The following is a 15,763-nucleotide window of genomic DNA, read 5'->3' as shown; positions in this document are numbered from 1 at the left end:
TGGGCTATGCACTACACAGCTACGACTGAAAGCTCGATCCGTTGTCCCAACACGTGCAGCGCATGCTCGACCTGCTCGATCTTGGAACGGTGCAGCAGATCGACCAGACGATCGATCTGGGGACGATTCACTCCAAGTCGGCGCGCCATCTCGGTCTTGCTGATTTTTTGTGCAACCATCGTATTCCACAACGCTGCCTTCGCGGCGGTCAGGGCTGGCAGACGTACGACGGGTTGACCTTCAGTTGGTGTTGCAGGCAGCGGAATAGCTTTTTTTTGATCCACATAGAACGAGAGCGCGGACTCCAAGGCATCCACGGCATCGAACAGAGCTTCCTCCGAAGTGTCACCCGCGCAGGCCATCTCAGGCACATCGGGACAACTCACCCAGACACTGCCGTCTTCCAGATGAACGACTACCGGATACTCGAATACCATCACGTGCTCCCCTAAACCGTTCATGATTTCAACCCTAGGTCCTTCAGGATCTTCCGTCTCAGGCCTTCGCTTATTTCCTTCGCCCCGTGATCTGGGAAAATCGTCTGGCGATTACCTAAATAGACCTTGAAATGACTACCCTTGGCAGCGACAAACGTAGCGCCTTGGCCGCGCAGCCATCGGCGAAATTCACTGTATTTCATATCAGCCTTTGTCGAACCAATGTGCATCACGCGCCGACAGACCGCAACATTTTTGTTGCAGCCCTTCGACCTGAGGACACAGTTAACCGCAAAAGGCGGTTCGGCATTTCTGAATGGCAAGTAGTCCACTTCGCTTGTTAAAACGTTCGAACTCTCGTGACAGTTCCGCGCTCCTAACAAGAACCTCGGCCACCAGCGCCCACGCCATGGACCTCGTCATCGCCCGCCCCGAAGGGCTCTATTGCCCCCCCGGTGATTTCTATATCGACCCGTGGCGGCCCGTAGACCGGGCCGTCATAACCCATGGCCATGGCGACCATGCTCGTATCGGCAACCGCCATTACCTCACCGCCGCCCCAGGCGCCGGCATCCTGCGCAGCCGTCTGGGCCAGGACATCGACCTGCAAACCCTGCCGTATGGCGAACGCCTGCTGCATCATGGCGTGACCCTGAGCCTGCACCCGGCCGGGCATGTTCTGGGCTCGGCGCAGGTACGCCTGGAGTACCAAGGCGAGGTGTGGGTCGCCTCCGGGGACTACAAAGTGGAGCCCGACGGCACCTGCACGCCGTTCGAACCGGTGCGCTGCCACACGTTCATCACCGAATCGACGTTCGGTCTGCCGATCTACCGATGGCCCAGCCAAAGCGAAATATTTGCCGGCATCAACGCCTGGTGGCGCGCCAATAGCGAACAGGGCAAAGCCAGCGTGCTGTTCTGCTATGCCTTCGGCAAGGCCCAGCGAATCCTCCACGGGTTGGACGCCAACCTTGGTCCTGTCCTCGTGCATGGCGCTGTAGAACCGCTCAACCGAGTGTACCGGGACGCTGGCGTCTACCTTCCGCAAACCCGTTATGTCGGCGATATCCCACGCAACGACCCGCTGCTGCGCCAGGCACTGGTCCTGGCACCGCCTTCGGCTGGTGGCAGCAGCTGGATGCGCCGTTTCGGCGACTACAGCGATGCCTTTGCCAGTGGCTGGATGCTATTGCGCGGCACCCGCCGCCGGCGTGGGGTAGACCGCGGTTTCGTGCTCTCGGACCATGCCGATTGGCCGGGGTTGCTCTGGGCCATCGGCCAGACAGGCGCAGAACGCGTGATGGTCACCCATGGCTCGGTCAATGTGCTGGTGCGCTACCTCATCGAACAAGGCCTCGACGCACGCGCCTTCGTGACCGAGTACGGCGAGGAAGATGACGTTGCAGCCACGGAGGCAGACGCATGAAAGCATTCGCCGAGCTGTACCTGAGGCTGGATGCGACCACCTCCAGCACTGCAAAGCTCGAGGCGCTACGCGACTACTTCAGCACCGCCCCGGCTGTGGATGCCGCCTGGGCGGTGTATTTCCTGGCGGGTGGCCGCCCTCGCCAACTGGTGCCTACACGCGTGCTGCGGGAGCTGGCCGGCAGCTTGGCCGGGCTGCCTGACTGGCTGTTCGAGGAATGCTACCAGGCCGTTGGCGACCTTGCCGAAACCATTTCACTGCTGGTACCGGAAAGCCGCAACCCTGGCGACGACGGCCTCGCCCGCTGGGTCGAAGCCCATCTGCTGCCATTGCGGAGCCTGCCGGTCGAGGAAATCCAGCAACGCCTGCCGCCTCTTTGGGCCCAGCTGGACCGCCCCAGCCTGATGCTCTGCCTGAAACTCATCACTGGCAGCTTTCGCGTGGGTGTATCGAAGCTGTTGGTCACTCGCGCCCTCGCACAAATGGCCGGGCTGGATGCCAAACGCGTGGCCCAGCGCCTGGTTGGCTACACCGACATCAGTCACCGCCCGACGGCAGCCAGCTTTCAACGGCTGATAGCCCCGGAATCAGACGATGAGCATAGCCAGCGTGGTGGCCAGCCCTATCCGTTCTTTCTGGCCCACCCTCTGCAGGTGCCAACCGAACAGCTCGACGCACTGCTCGGGCCGCCGAGCGAATGGCAAATCGAGTGGAAATGGGACGGCATTCGCGCCCAGGTGGTCAAGCGCGAAGGCCAGCTGTGGGTCTGGTCGCGCGGTGAGGAACTGGTCACCGAGCGCTTCCCCGAACTGCACAGCCTGGCGCAGACCCTACCCGACCGTATCGTGCTCGATGGCGAGATCCTGGTTTGGAAACCTGGTGGCTCAGCGGCTGAACTGGCTGTACAGCCGTTTGCCATGTTGCAGCAGCGCCTGGGTCGCAAGACCTTGGGCAAAAAGCTGCTGAGCGACGCGCCAGTGGTGCTGCAGGCCTACGACCTGCTGGAATGGCGAGGCGAGGACTGGCGCAGCCGGCCGCAGCATGCACGCCGCCAGCAGCTGGAACACGTGCTTGAGGAGCACCCATTGGCCCCGGTGTTGCTCTCGCCTCTACTGGTAGGCCAGAACTGGGCCGACCTTGCCCGCCAGCGCGAACAGTCCCGCAGCCTGGGGGTGGAAGGGCTGATGCTGAAACAGCGCGAGGCCTTGTATGGCGTGGGGCGTACCAAGGACATGGGCACCTGGTGGAAGTGGAAGATCGACCCGTTCAGCGTAGATGCCGTGCTGATCTATGCCCAGCGCGGCCACGGCCGGCGGGCCAGCTTGTACAGCGACTACACCTTCGCCGTGTGGGACGCGCCACCCGGTACGCCGGGGCGGGCACTGGTCCCCTTCGCCAAGGCCTATTCAGGCCTTAGTGACGAAGAGATGCGCAAGGTCGACGCCATCATCCGCAAGACCACTGTTGAAACATTCGGGCCGGTACGCAGCGTGACACCCACGCTGGTGTTCGAGCTTGGCTTCGAGGGCATCGCCCTGTCCAGGAGGCACAAGAGCGGCATTGCCGTGCGCTTTCCGCGGATGCTGCGCTGGCGGCTGGACAAGCCGGTGGAAGAAGCGGATGACCTGGCTACATTGCAGGCACTGCTGGTCTGAAACAATTTCTGGACCGCGCTGGCTTCTTCGCGGGTAAACCCGCTCCCACAGGTCATGCACGAAAGCTGGATTTTTTACGACCCCTGTGGGAGCGGGTTTACCCGCGAAGTAGCCAGCGCGGTGGTCAGGAGGGCACCGATGCAGGCGCAAGGCCAAAATTTGTGCTTCTATCTGTGTTCCGCCTCGTGTCGCAGACCGTTTTCGCCACGCACCCAGGACCACCATGCACCACTCGACTCATGACCTGCTCTCTCCCGTTCCGGGCATCACCCGCCAGTTGCACAGCTTCCACTTCGGACCTCGCGGTGGCGGCAAAGTCTATATCCAGGCCTCGCTGCATGCCGACGAGCTGCCCGGCATGCTGGTGGCCTGGCACCTCAAGCGCCGCCTGGGTGAACTGGAACAGCAAGGCCGCCTGCAGCGCGAGATAATTCTGGTACCGGTGGCCAACCCGGTCGGCCTGGAACAGGTGCTGCTGGACGCGCCGCTGGGGCGTTTCGAACTGCAAAGCGGCGAGAACTTCAACCGTAACTTCGTCGACCTCTCCGACAGCATCGGCGACCAGATCGAAGAACACCTGACCGAAGACCCGGCACACAATCTCGCGCTGATCCGCGAATACCTGCGCCGGGGGCTGGACGCACACCCAGCGCGCACACCGCTGCAGGCCCAACGCCTGATCCTGCAACGCCTGGCCTGCGATGCCGACATGGTGCTGGACCTGCACTGCGACTTCGAAGCGGTCGAGCACCTGTACACCACGCCAGACGCCTGGCCGCAGATCGAACCGCTGGCGCGCTACCTGGGCGCCCAGGCCAGCCTGCTGGCCACCGATTCGGGCGGGCAGTCATTCGATGAATGCTTCAGCCTGGTCTGGTGGCAGTTGCAGCAACGCTTCGGCAAACGTTTCCCGATTCCGCTGGGCTGCTGTTCGGTCACCGTCGAGCTGCGCGGCCAGGCAGATGTCAGCCACGACCTGGCCAGCAAGGACTGCCAGGCAATCCTTGACTTCCTGACCCATGCGGGGGTCATCGAAGGAGCCGCAGCCGCCCTGCCCGCCTTGCGCTGCCCGGCCACGCCGCTGGCCGCCGTCGAACCGGTGATAACGCCACTGGGCGGGCTGCTGGTGTACCACGCCCGGCCAGGCCAGCACCTGGAGGCGGGCCAGTTGATCGCTGAAGTCATCGACCCGCTCAGCGACCGGGTGACTGCCATCCACAACAGCCAGCCCGGCCTGCTGTATGCACGTAACGTACGGCGCATGGCTACCGCTGGCATGGTCATCGCCCACATCGCAGGCGAGCAGGTGTGCCGCAGCGGCTATCTGCTGGCCAACTGATCCGGTAAAACCATTGCACCTGGGTGGTGGTCTCTAGACACACAACCTCCAAAGGACCTCATGCCTCATGCCCGCTGCCCCCGACCTCGCCAAGGCCTGGTTCGCCAAGCGTGGCTGGAAGCCGTTCGCGTTCCAGCGCCGTGTCTGGGCCGCCGTGGCACGTGGCGAGTCCGGCCTGTTGCATGCCAGTACCGGCGCCGGCAAGACCTATGCGGTATGGCTCGCCGCACTGCGCGCGTTCAAGGCACAATGCCAGGAGCGCCAGGAGCGCCAGGGGCGCCAGGCTGCGCCGTTGCAGGTGCTGTGGGTCACGCCTATGCGGGCCTTGGCCACCGACACTGCCCGCGCCCTGCAGGCGCCACTGGACGAGCTTGGCCTGCCGTGGAACGTGGGCGTACGCAGCGGCGATACCGGCAGTGCCGAACGCGCCCGGCAGGCACGGCGCCTGCCCAGCGTACTGGTGACGACGCCGGAAAGCCTGACGCTGTTGCTGACCCGGGCACAGGCCAGCGAAGACTTCGCCACGCTGCGCCTGGTGGTGGTGGACGAATGGCACGAACTGTTGGGCAACAAGCGCGGGGTGCAACTGCAACTGGCCCTGGCGCGCCTGCGCCGCTGGCACCCGGGCCTGCCCACCTGGGGCCTGTCCGCCACCCTCGGCAACCTCGAGCATGCGCGGGATGTACTGCTGCCACAGGGCGGCTTGCTGGTGCAGGGCCGGCAAGACAAGCCGCTGCTGGTCGATACGCTGCTGCCAGCGGCCATCGAGCGCTTCCCCTGGGCCGGGCACATGGGCTTGAAGATGCTCGACCAGGTCAGCCGGGAGATCGATGCCAGCACCAGTTGCCTGGTATTCACCAACACTCGGGCGCAGGCCGAACTCTGGTACCAGGCCCTGCTCGAAGCACGCCCCGACTGGGCCGGGCTGATTGCCTTGCACCATGCCTCATTGGCCCGGGAGGCCCGCGACTGGGTCGAGCGCGCCCTCAAGCAGGGCAGCCTGAAAGCGGTGATCTGTACCTCCAGCCTGGACCTGGGCGTGGACTTTCTGCCCGTGGAGCGCGTGCTGCAGATCGGTTCTGCCAAAGGCATCGCCCGCCTCATGCAGCGCGCCGGGCGCTCGGGCCACGCGCCGGGGCGGCGCTCCCGGGTCACCCTGGTTCCCACCCACAGCCTGGAACTGGTGGAAGCCGCCGCTGCCAGGCAGGCCCTGGCCGCCGGGCACATCGAGGCCCGGCAGTCGCCACGCCTGTGCATGGATGTGCTGGTGCAGCACCTGGTCAGCATGGCCTTGGGCAGTGGCTTTTGCGCCGAATCGTTGCTCGAAGAAGTACGCAGCACCTGGGCCTTCCGTGAGTTGCGCGACAGCCAGTGGCAATGGGCGCTGGATTTCGTCTGCCATGGCGGCAGCTCGCTCAGCGCCTACCCGGACTACCAGCGGGTCGAGCGCCATGCCGACGGCGTTTACCGGGTTGCCAGCGAACGCCTGGCGCGCCGCCACCGCATGAGCATCGGCACCATCGTCAGCGACGCCAGCCTGCAACTCAAGTACTGGAGCAAGGGCGGTGGCGGCAAAGCGCTGGGCAGCGTCGAGGAGGCGTTCATCGCCCGCTTGCGCCCGGGCGATACCTTGGTCTTCGCCGGCCGAGTGCTGGAGCTGGTGCGCGTGGAAAACATGACCGCCTATGTGCGCCGCAGCACCGCACGCAAGGCAGCGGTGGCACGCTGGAACGGTGGCCGCATGCCGCTCTCCAGCGAACTGGCCGACGCCCTGATCGAGCAGCTTGGCGCAGCAGCTCAAGGGCGTTTCGACGGCCCGGAGATGCGCGCAGTACAACCTCTGCTGGCCTTGCAGGCGCAATGGTCGGCGCTGCCTGGCCCTGGCACGCTGCTGGCCGAAACGCTCAAATCGCGCCAGGGCTGGCACCTGTTCCTCTATCCGTTCGCCGGGCGCATGGCCAACCTTGGTCTGGCCAACCTGATTGCCTGGCGGGTGAGCCGGGTACAGCCGCTGTCGGTCTCGATTGCCGTAAACGACTATGGGTTCGAACTGCTCAGCCCCGGCAACGTCGACTGGGCGACGCACCTGCCACAGGCGCTCGCCACCGAACATCTGCTGGACGATGTGCTGGCCAGCCTTAACGCGGGGGAAATGGCGTTGCGGCGCTTTCGCGAGATCGCCCAGATTGCCGGCCTGGTGTTTGGCGGATATCCGGCGGCGCAAAAAAGCCTGCGGCAGATCCAGGCCTCCAGCGGGTTGTTCTACGAGGTATTCCGCAAGCATGACGCCGACAACCTGCTGCTGGGCCAGGCGCGGGACGAGGTGTTGAACGAGGAGCTGGAAATCGAGCGACTGCATCGGCAACTGCTGAAAATGGCGCAATTACGCCTGGATCTGCGACAGCTGAAGCGGACCGGGCCGTTGGCGTTCGCCCTGCTGGTGGAAGGCATGCGAGAAACCTTGAGCACCGAGAAACTGGCGGACCGGATTGCGCGAATGGTCGCGGAACTGGAAAGCGCGGCGGAGGGTTGCGCATGACCGCGTCTTTATCCATCGAGCACTGTGGCCAGGTGCTCTGGCTGCTTGCGGACAAGGCCCTCTATTGGCCCTCACGTCGGGCCCTGCTGGTCGCCGATGTGCACATCGGCAAGGCGGCAAGCTACCGTGCCCTGCACCAACCAGTACCACGCGGCACCACCGAAGCGACGCTCGCCCGGCTGGATGCCTTGTTGGCGGCGCATGATTGCGAGCAATTGATCGTTCTGGGCGACTTTCTGCATGCGCGCACAGCACGGGCGCCGGCAACGCTGGCCAGGCTGCAAGCGTGGCGGGAACGACACGAAAATCTGAGGATCGTGCTGATACGCGGCAATCACGATCGCAACGCCGGCGATCCGCCGGCATCGCTCGGCATTGAGGTAATGGACGAACCTTGGCTGCTGGAACCCTTCGCCCTACAGCACGAACCCGCCCCCCATCCAACTCATCCGGTGCTGGCGGGCCATGTACACCCGGTGTTCGTGCTGCGCGGCAAGGCGCGGCAACGCCTGCGACTGCCCTGCTTCCTGATCGATGTCCAGGTCAGCCTGCTGCCGGCGTTTGGTGAGTTTACCGGGGGTTGGGAAATCGCCCCCAACGGCAGCCGGGTGTACCTGGCCGGAGCAGACCGCGTCTGGCCTGTGTAGCGACGCTCAGGCGACAGGCGCAGGAGGCGGCTCGTCAGGCAGGGTTGGCTCGCCTGGTTCCATGGGGGGCGTTTCGCCCGGTTCCGGCGGTTGCGGGGTGTCCGGGTCAGGCTGGTGGGGCACGCCCCCCGCCTGCATCGGCAGCGGGTGCGCCAGCAGTGACCATGGTAGCAACCCGACGTGGTTAGGCTGCAGAACTGCCAGCTTGGCACTGATTGTGGGGTGGAGTTTCATTGGCTGCTCCTGGCAAGGCCGCCACGCATCATGCGTACCGGCGTTATCCAGTTGGAGTGCCAAAGGCGCGGGGAATTCCCCGCGCTTGTCGGCTCAGGTACGCGGCAGGGTGACGCCGCGCTGGCCCTGATACTTGCCGCCACGGTCCTTGTACGACACTTCGCATTCTTCGTCGGACTGCAGGAACAGCATTTGGGCCACGCCTTCGTTGGCGTAGATCTTTGCTGGCAGCGTGGTGGTGTTGGAGAACTCCAGCGTCACGTGGCCTTCCCACTCGGGCTCGAGCGGGGTGACGTTGACGATGATACCGCAACGGGCATAGGTGCTCTTGCCCAGGCAGATGGTCAGCACGTCACGCGGAATGCGGAAGTACTCGACGGTGCGCGCCAAGGCGAAGGAGTTCGGCGGGATGATGCACACGTCGCTCTTGATGTCGACAAAACTGCCGGCATCGAAGTTCTTCGGGTCGACGGTGGCCGAGTTGATGTTGGTGAACACCTTGAATTCGTCGGCGCAGCGCACGTCGTAGCCGTAGCTGGAAACGCCGAAGGAGATCACCCGGCTGTCCTGTTCGCCGCGCACCTGGCGCTCGACGAACGGTTCGATCATGCCGTGTTCCTGCGCCATGCGGCGAATCCACTTGTCCGATTTGATGCTCATGGCGGGTTGTCCTGAAGAGTTGCGAGGTGAAAATTCGAGACGCGCATCTTACCGGTCCCGGCGCCCAGGTTAAAGTTCCATGCCTCATCCCGCGCCGGGCGGGGGCTGCAGCCGCCGTCGATCCGAATTTGCATAAAGCGGCTTCTGACCATTGGCAGGTTGCGGAAAGTGGGGTAAGGTGTTGCCACTGTGCTGCACGTGACACCGAGAATATCTAGTTTGATGCACGATCCTGATCGGCCCATCGCTGAATTTTCTGCTCTCTTTGCGCTCAGTCCCGGCCAGGGTTTTTCCTGACCGTTATCAAATTGTCCAAGGAGACAGAAAAATGTCCAATCGTCAACAAGGCGTTGTTAAGTGGTTCAACGATGAGAAAGGCTACGGCTTCATCACCCCTCAGTCGGGCGACGACCTGTTCGTGCACTTCAAAGCCATCCAAGCTGACGGCTTCAAAACCCTGAAAGAAGGCCAGGCTGTTACTTTCGTCGCTACCCGCGGCCAGAAAGGCATGCAGGCTGAAGAAGTTCAGATCGCCTAAGTCGATCGAAGCTTCCTAGCTTTCAAAAAAACCCGCCTTCCGGCGGGTTTTTTTATGCCTGGTCGAAAGATCGAGTCAACCTCTTCGCGGGTAAACCCGCTCCCACAGGGTCCGCGCGGTATTTGAAGGCTGCGCGATACCTGTGGGAGCGGGTTCACCCGCGAAGCAGGCGACTCGGTCTGACAGATCAATCTTCGCTGATGGTGATGCTCGGCATCGCCGGCGCCGCCGCTTCCTGCAGCACGATGCGCGCCCCTACCTGACGGGCCAGTTCCTGATAGACCATGGCAATCTGGCTTTCCGGTTCGGCGATGGCGGTCGGCTTGCCATTGTCGGCCTGCTGGCGAATCACCATCGACAGCGGCAGCGACGCCAGCAGGTCGACGCCATACTGGCTCGCCAGCTTCTCGCCACCGCCTTCGCCGAACAAGTGTTCGGCATGGCCGCAGTTCGAGCAAATGTGCACGGCCATGTTCTCCACCACGCCCAGCACCGGGATGTTGACTTTGCGGAACATCTCCACGCCCTTCCTGGCATCCAGCAGGGCCAGGTCCTGTGGAGTGGTGACGATTACCGAACCGGCCACCGGCACCTTCTGCGCCAGGGTCAGCTGGATATCACCGGTGCCCGGCGGCATGTCGATCACCAGGTAATCCAGGTCGTCCCAGGCGGTCTGGGTCACCAACTGCAGCAGCGCGCCGGAAACCATCGGGCCACGCCAGACCATCGGGGTGTTGTCGTCGGTAAGGAACGCCATGGACATGACTTCCACGCCATGGGCCTTGATCGGCACGAACCACTTCTGCTCGCGAATCTGCGGGCGGGTGCCTTCGGCGATGCCGAACATCACGCCTTGGCTGGGGCCATAGATATCCGCATCGAGAATACCCACCCGCGCACCCTCGCGGGCCAGCGCCAGGGCCAGGTTGGCCGCCGTGGTCGACTTGCCCACACCACCCTTGCCCGAGGCCACGGCGACGATGTTCTTGACGTTGGCCATGGCCGGCACCTGGGCCTGAGCCTTGTGCGCGGCAACCACGCAGTCGATCGACACCTGGGCACTGCTGACGCCCTCGAGGTTGCCGATGGCGGTCTGCAGCACCTGGGCCCAGCCGTTCTTGAACAGCCCTGCGGCATAACCCAGCTGCAACTGCACGCTGACCTGCCCGCCCTGGATATCGATGGCACGCACGCAGCCGGCGCTGACCGGGTCCTGGTTCAGGTAGGGGTCGGTGTACTGGCGAAGCACGCCTTCGACGGCGGCACGGGTGACGGCACTCATGGAGACTCCCAATGGCAAACTGAATGTAAAACAGGCGCCTATCCTAACCCGTCAATCGTCAGCAGATGCGCATGCGGGGTGAAATATCTTCGCCAGCCCTTTATAGTGGCCGATCAACCTCATTTTTACCCCGTCGCCAGATAAGTAGCCAAGCCACCATGTCCGAGCCACGTCAGATTCTCGTCACCAGCGCCTTGCCCTATGCCAACGGATCGATCCACCTTGGCCATATGCTCGAGTACATCCAGACAGACATGTGGGTCCGCTTCCAGAAGCTGCGCGGCAACCAGTGCATCTACGTCTGCGCCGACGATGCCCACGGCTCGGCCATCATGCTGCGCGCCGAAAAGGAAGGCATCACCCCGGAACAGCTGATCGCCAACGTCCAGGCCGAACACAGCAGCGACTTCGCCGACTTCCTGGTGGACTTCGACAACTTCCATTCGACCCACAGCGAAGAGAACCGCGAGCTGTCGGGCCTGATCTACGCACGCCTGCGTGACGCCGGGCACATCGCCACCCGTTCGGTGACCCAGTACTTCGATCCGGAAAAGGGCATGTTCCTCGCCGACCGCTTCATCAAGGGCACCTGCCCCAAGTGCGCGGCCGAAGACCAGTACGGCGACAACTGCGAAAAATGCGGCGCCACCTATGCGCCTACCGAGCTGAAGAACCCCAAGTCGGCCATCTCTGGTGCCACCCCGGTACTGCGTGATTCCCAGCACTTCTTCTTCAAGTTGCCGGACTTCCAGGCCATGCTGCAGCAGTGGACCCGCAGCGGCACGCTGCAGGACGCGGTGGCCAACAAGCTGGCCGAATGGCTGGACTCGGGCCTGCAGGAATGGGACATTTCCCGCGACGCGCCGTACTTCGGCTTCGAGATCCCGGGCGAGCCAGGCAAGTACTTCTACGTGTGGCTGGATGCACCGATCGGCTACATGGCCAGCTTCAAGAACCTCTGCGCACGCCGCCCGGAGCTGGACTTTGACGCGTTCTGGAACGAAGGCTCCAAGGCCGAGCTGTACCACTTCATCGGCAAGGACATCGTCAACTTCCACGCCCTGTTCTGGCCAGCCATGCTCGAAGGCGCAGGCTTCCGCAAGCCAAGCGCGGTCAACGTCCACGGCTACCTGACCGTGAACGGCGCCAAGATGTCCAAGTCGCGCGGTACCTTCATCAAGGCCCGCACCTACCTCGACCACCTGCAGCCGGAATACCTGCGTTACTACTACGCGGCCAAGCTGGGTCGTGGCGTCGATGACCTGGACCTGAACCTTGAAGACTTCGTGCAGAAGGTGAACTCCGACCTGGTCGGCAAGGTGGTCAACATCGCCAGCCGCTGCGCCGGCTTCATCCACAAGGGCAACGAAGGCGTGATGGTGGCTGGCGATGCCGCACCGGAGCTGACCGAAGCCTTCCTGGCGGCAGCCCCGTCGATCGCCGACGCCTATGAAGGCCGCGACTTCGGCCGTGCCATGCGCGAAATCATGGCGCTGGCTGACCGCGCCAACGCTTGGATCGCCGACAAGGCCCCGTGGTCGCTGGCCAAACAGGAAGGCAAGCAGGATGAAGTGCAAGCCATCTGCGCCCAGGGCATCAACCTGTTCCGCCAGCTGGTGATCTTCCTCAAGCCGGTGCTGCCGGTGCTGGCCGCCGACGCCGAGGCTTTCCTCAACGTGGCACCGCTGACCTGGAACGACCACCTGTCGCGCCTGGAAAACCACCAGCTGAACCCGTTCAAGGCACTGATGAGCCGCATCGAACCGGCCAAGGTCGAAGCCATGGTCGCCGCCAGCAAGGAAGACCTGCTGGCCGCCGAAGCCAAGGCCCCGGCCGGCAACGGCGAGCTGGCCAAGGACCCGCTGTCAGCGGAAATCGAGTTCGACACCTTCGCTGCCGTCGACCTGCGCGTGGCGCTGATCGTCAAGGCCGAGGCCGTAGCGGGTGCCGACAAGCTGCTGCAACTGACCCTGGACATCGGTGACGAGCGCCGCAACGTGTTCTCCGGCATCAAGTCGGCCTACCCCGACCCGTCCCAGCTGGAAGGCCGCCTGACCATGATGGTGGCCAACCTCAAGCCACGGAAGATGCGTTTTGGCGTGTCCGAAGGCATGGTAATGGCGGCCGGGCCTGGCGGTGAAGAGATCTACCTGTTGAGCCCGGACAGCGGTGCCAAGCCGGGCCAGCGCATCAAGTAACTGACCTTGCCGGGGGCTGCTCTGCAGCCCTTTCGCGACACAAGGCCGCTCCTACAGGGGATCGCATTTCCCTATAGGAGCGGCCTTGTGTCGCGAAAGGGCCGCAAAGCGGCCCCAATGCCTCACACCAATCCCGGACAATCGCCCCGATTCCCGGCTATCGTCATCTCATGAGCGATTATCTTCTGGTGCTGATCAGCGCCGCGCTGGTCAATCACCTGTGCCTGCAACAACAGCCAATCCCCAGGCTGCACCTGCATGTGCACGGCCTTGCCTGCGCACTGTGCATTGCCTTGGGCGTGATTGGCGCACAACTTCTGGTGCGCGGGGTGCTTGCCCCGCTGCAGGCCCAGGACCTTGCCCTGTTCCTGTTGTTGCCCTGGCTGGCCATGCTTGCCTGGGGCGTGCCATGGCTGCTGACAAGGTGGCGCCCGACCTGGCCGACAACGCAATTGCCCACGCTGCTTTTGAGCAACGCGGTAGTACTGGGGTTGACCCTGCAACAGGCAAGTGATGACAGCACATGGCTCGCTACCCTGCTGCGAGGCCTGCTGTCCGGCAGCGGCTTCTGGCTGGCGCTAGTGTTGTTCGCCGACCTGCGCCAGCGCAGCGCTCATGCCGACGTCCCCGGGGCAATGCGCGGCCTGCCCATCGAACTGCTCGGTGCCGGGGTGATGGCCATGGCGTTTTCAGGCTTCAATGGGCTGTTCGCCCAATGACTGCCAAGCCCGACCCGCGGCTCCGTACCAGCATGGGCCTGGTGTTGCTGGCTTGTGTACCTGGCCTGCTGGCGCTGTTCTGGCTGCATGGCTGGAGTTTGCTGCTGAACCTGTTGCTTTGCGCCAGTGCCGCGCTGCTGTGCGAGGGGTTGGTACTCACATTGCGAGCACAACCGTGGAACACGGCGCTGAATGATGGCAGCGCGCTGGTCACTGCCGTGCTGCTGGCCGCCGCCCTCCCCCCCCTGACGCCATGGTGGTTGCCGGTGATCGCTACCAGCGTTGCCATCGGCATCGGCAAGCAGGCCTTTGGCGGAGTCGGGCGCAACCTGTTCAACCCGGCCATGGTCGGCTATGCCTTCGTGCTGCTGAGCTTCCCGTTGCAGATGAACCATTGGCCAGGGCCAGCACCTGGCATGCTCGACAGCCTGCAACAGGTATTCATCGGCAGCGATCAGATCGATGCCTGGGCCCGGCCGACACTGCTCGACGGCCTGCGTCACAACCGCAGCCTGACCATCGACGAGCTGTTCGCCAGCCACCCGGGCTTCGGTAGCATCGGGGGGCGAGGCAGCGAATGGGTCAACCTGGCATTCCTGTTGGGCGGCCTGTTCCTGCTGCAACGCAAGGTGATCAGCTGGCATGCGCCGGCAGGCCTGCTGGCAGGGTTGTTCCTGTTCAGCCTGCTGGGCTGGAATGGCTCGGGTTCGGACTCCAACGGCTCCCCCCTGCTGCACCTGTTCTCCGGCTCGACCATGATGGCGGCGTTCTTCATTGCCACCGAACCGGTGACCGCGCCCCGGCAGGAGTGGGCGAAGCTTGGGTTCGGCCTGGGGGCAGGCCTGCTGATCTACCTGATCCGCACTTGGGGTAGCTACCCGGACGGCACGGCGTTCGCCATCCTGCTGATGAACCTCACGGCGCCGAGCCTGGAACGCCTGGCCTTGCAGCGCCAGCGGGTTGCCCGATGAAGCGCCTGATACGTGATATGGGCGTGCTGCTACTGACTGGGGCACTGGCGCTGTCGGCCACCCTCGCTTGGCGGCACTGGACCAGCGCGGCCGTCGCCGACGCAGAGAAACAACTCAACAGCAGGCAGCGGCTGGCGGTACTGCCAGAGGGCAGTTACGACAACCAACCCCTGGACAGCCCCCTGCCCAGGCCCGCCGCACAGCGGCCAAACAGCCGGATCCTGGCCGCTTATCGGGCGACACTGGCGGGCAAACCGGTCGCCATCATCCTGGTCACCCAGGCACAAGGCTATGCTGGGCCGATCATGCTGAGCGTGGCCATCGCCGCGGACGGCCGGTTGATCGGCAGCCAGGTGGTAGAGCAACAGGAAAGCCCCGGGCTGGGTGCACGCCTGGGTGATCCGCAACTGAACTGGCTGAGGCAATTTGCCAACCGCCAGCTGGGCGATCGCTGGGCGCTGAAGCGCGACCAGGGCGACTTTGACCAGTTGGCCGGCGCAACCGTGACCTCACGGGCAGTGATCGGCGCGCTGCAGGAAGCGCTGAGTTACTTCGATGAACAGCGCAGCGTATTGCTCGAGGGCGCCACGCATGACTAGGTTCTACCTGCTCGGCGCAAGCCTGGTGCCGCTACTGGGTGCCACCCGAACATTGAGCGAAGGCGCCACCATAGGCGTGTGTGCGGTGCTGATGAGCAGCCTTCACCAGCTGTTGCTGGCACCCCTGCGCCAGCGGCTCGCTACATGGACCTATGTACTGGCCAGCCTGCTGGTATTGGCGGCCCTGGCCAGTTGCCTGCAACTGGCACTGCGTGCCTGGCTGCTGCCACTGGCACTCGCCCTCGGCCACTACCCCGCACTGCTGTGCCTGCAATGCCTGGCCATTGACCACCTGTTGCCCGGTCAAGGCCGCTGGCGCGTGCTCGCTGGCCACCATTGCGCGCTGCTCGCCACATGCCTGCTGCTCGGCGCCAGCCGCCAATGGCTGGCCGATGGTACCGGCCTGCACCTGGCTACCCTGGCCCCGGGTGGTTTGCTACTGCTTGGATTGTTGCTGGCCTTGTACAATCGCCTGCGTCCGGGTCCCGCCCAATCACACCGTCAAGGAAAGCTCTGATT

The 15,763-nt window shown here is 63.9% G+C and carries 16 protein-coding genes; 11 read left to right on the top strand and 5 right to left on the bottom strand.

Annotated elements, in window-relative coordinates; translation table 11 throughout:
* Positions 1-11 precede the first annotated feature (11 nt).
* Both J5M58_RS05305 and J5M58_RS05300 read right to left on the bottom strand, forming a co-directional pair.
* Positions 12-461, bottom strand: coding sequence for a type II toxin-antitoxin system HicB family antitoxin (locus tag J5M58_RS05305; RefSeq protein WP_243432203.1), 450 nt, complete (start codon positions 459-461; stop codon positions 12-14).
* On the bottom strand, positions 458-640 hold the full coding sequence (locus J5M58_RS05300) for a type II toxin-antitoxin system HicA family toxin (RefSeq protein WP_025340378.1): 183 nt from the start codon (positions 638-640) through the stop codon (positions 458-460). The genes J5M58_RS05305 and J5M58_RS05300 overlap by 4 nt, the downstream gene beginning before the upstream one ends.
* A gap of 206 nt (positions 641-846) precedes the next feature.
* Between J5M58_RS05300 and J5M58_RS05295 the strand changes: the two genes are divergently transcribed.
* The 5 genes from J5M58_RS05295 to pdeM all read left to right on the top strand — a co-directional run bounded on the left by J5M58_RS05295 (position 847) and on the right by pdeM (position 8,043).
* Entirely contained in the window at positions 847-1,863 is a 1,017-nt protein-coding gene (locus J5M58_RS05295) for a ligase-associated DNA damage response exonuclease (protein ID WP_207877375.1), read from the top strand.
* Positions 1,860-3,518 carry an ATP-dependent DNA ligase gene (locus J5M58_RS05290; RefSeq protein ID WP_207877373.1) on the top strand — a complete coding sequence of 553 codons (1,659 nt, stop codon included), beginning with the start codon at positions 1,860-1,862 and terminating at the stop codon, positions 3,516-3,518. The genes J5M58_RS05295 and J5M58_RS05290 overlap by 4 nt, the downstream gene beginning before the upstream one ends.
* Positions 3,519-3,741: 223 nt before the next feature.
* Positions 3,742-4,857, top strand: coding sequence for a succinylglutamate desuccinylase/aspartoacylase family protein (locus J5M58_RS05285; protein WP_112250623.1), 1,116 nt, complete (start codon positions 3,742-3,744; stop codon positions 4,855-4,857).
* Positions 4,858-4,924: 67 nt separating this feature from the next.
* Positions 4,925-7,396, top strand: a complete 2,472-nt coding sequence (locus J5M58_RS05280) for a ligase-associated DNA damage response DEXH box helicase (protein ID WP_207877371.1) — start codon at positions 4,925-4,927, stop codon at positions 7,394-7,396.
* On the top strand, positions 7,393-8,043 hold the full coding sequence (pdeM, locus tag J5M58_RS05275) for a ligase-associated DNA damage response endonuclease PdeM (protein WP_112250619.1): 651 nt from the start codon (positions 7,393-7,395) through the stop codon (positions 8,041-8,043). The genes J5M58_RS05280 and pdeM overlap by 4 nt, the downstream gene beginning before the upstream one ends.
* A gap of 6 nt (positions 8,044-8,049) precedes the next feature.
* Here the strand turns inward: pdeM and J5M58_RS05270 are convergent, their stop codons facing one another.
* Positions 8,050-8,277 (bottom strand): hypothetical protein, encoded by a 228-nt coding sequence (locus J5M58_RS05270; RefSeq protein WP_085625918.1) that lies wholly within the window; start codon positions 8,275-8,277, stop codon positions 8,050-8,052.
* Positions 8,278-8,370: 93 nt separating this feature from the next.
* Entirely contained in the window at positions 8,371-8,937 is a 567-nt protein-coding gene (gene dcd, locus J5M58_RS05265) for a dCTP deaminase (protein WP_003258001.1), read from the bottom strand.
* Positions 8,938-9,265: 328 nt separating this feature from the next.
* Here dcd and J5M58_RS05260 point away from each other — a divergent pair, with 328 nt between their 5' ends.
* Positions 9,266-9,475 carry a cold-shock protein gene (locus J5M58_RS05260; protein WP_056802159.1) on the top strand — a complete coding sequence of 70 codons (210 nt, stop codon included), beginning with the start codon at positions 9,266-9,268 and terminating at the stop codon, positions 9,473-9,475.
* A 187-nt stretch (positions 9,476-9,662) separates the two neighbouring features.
* Here J5M58_RS05260 and apbC read toward each other — a convergent pair whose 3' ends face one another.
* The gene (gene apbC, locus J5M58_RS05255; protein ID WP_112250617.1) at positions 9,663-10,757 is read right to left on the bottom strand and encodes an iron-sulfur cluster carrier protein ApbC; all 1,095 of its coding nucleotides are present in this window, start codon (positions 10,755-10,757) and stop codon (positions 9,663-9,665) included.
* Between the two features lie 158 nt (positions 10,758-10,915).
* Here apbC and metG point away from each other — a divergent pair, with 158 nt between their 5' ends.
* The 5 genes from metG to J5M58_RS05230 all read left to right on the top strand — a co-directional run bounded on the left by metG (position 10,916) and on the right by J5M58_RS05230 (position 15,761).
* On the top strand, positions 10,916-12,955 hold the full coding sequence (gene metG, locus J5M58_RS05250; RefSeq protein WP_112250615.1) for a methionine--tRNA ligase: 2,040 nt from the start codon (positions 10,916-10,918) through the stop codon (positions 12,953-12,955).
* A gap of 170 nt (positions 12,956-13,125) precedes the next feature.
* On the top strand, positions 13,126-13,674 hold the full coding sequence (locus J5M58_RS05245) for an Rnf-Nqr domain containing protein (RefSeq protein ID WP_112250613.1): 549 nt from the start codon (positions 13,126-13,128) through the stop codon (positions 13,672-13,674).
* A complete protein-coding gene (locus tag J5M58_RS05240; RefSeq protein WP_207877369.1) occupies positions 13,671-14,645 on the top strand; it encodes an RnfABCDGE type electron transport complex subunit D in 975 nt (324 codons plus the stop codon). The genes J5M58_RS05245 and J5M58_RS05240 overlap by 4 nt, the downstream gene beginning before the upstream one ends.
* Complete coding sequence (locus J5M58_RS05235; protein WP_112250609.1) at positions 14,642-15,244, top strand: RnfABCDGE type electron transport complex subunit G; 603 nt, start codon at positions 14,642-14,644, stop codon at positions 15,242-15,244. Before J5M58_RS05240 ends, J5M58_RS05235 begins: the two co-directional genes overlap by 4 nt.
* Entirely contained in the window at positions 15,237-15,761 is a 525-nt protein-coding gene (locus J5M58_RS05230) for an Rnf-Nqr domain containing protein (RefSeq protein WP_112250607.1), read from the top strand. Before J5M58_RS05235 ends, J5M58_RS05230 begins: the two co-directional genes overlap by 8 nt.
* The last annotated feature ends 2 nt before the right edge of the window (positions 15,762-15,763 follow it).

Origin of the sequence: Pseudomonas sp. 32_A (assembly GCF_017490905.1) — a bacterium.
Classification (GTDB): domain Bacteria; phylum Pseudomonadota; class Gammaproteobacteria; order Pseudomonadales; family Pseudomonadaceae; genus Aquipseudomonas; species Aquipseudomonas inefficax.
Note: the sequence above shows the minus strand (reverse complement) of the source record. Positions and strands in the feature narration are given on the sequence as shown.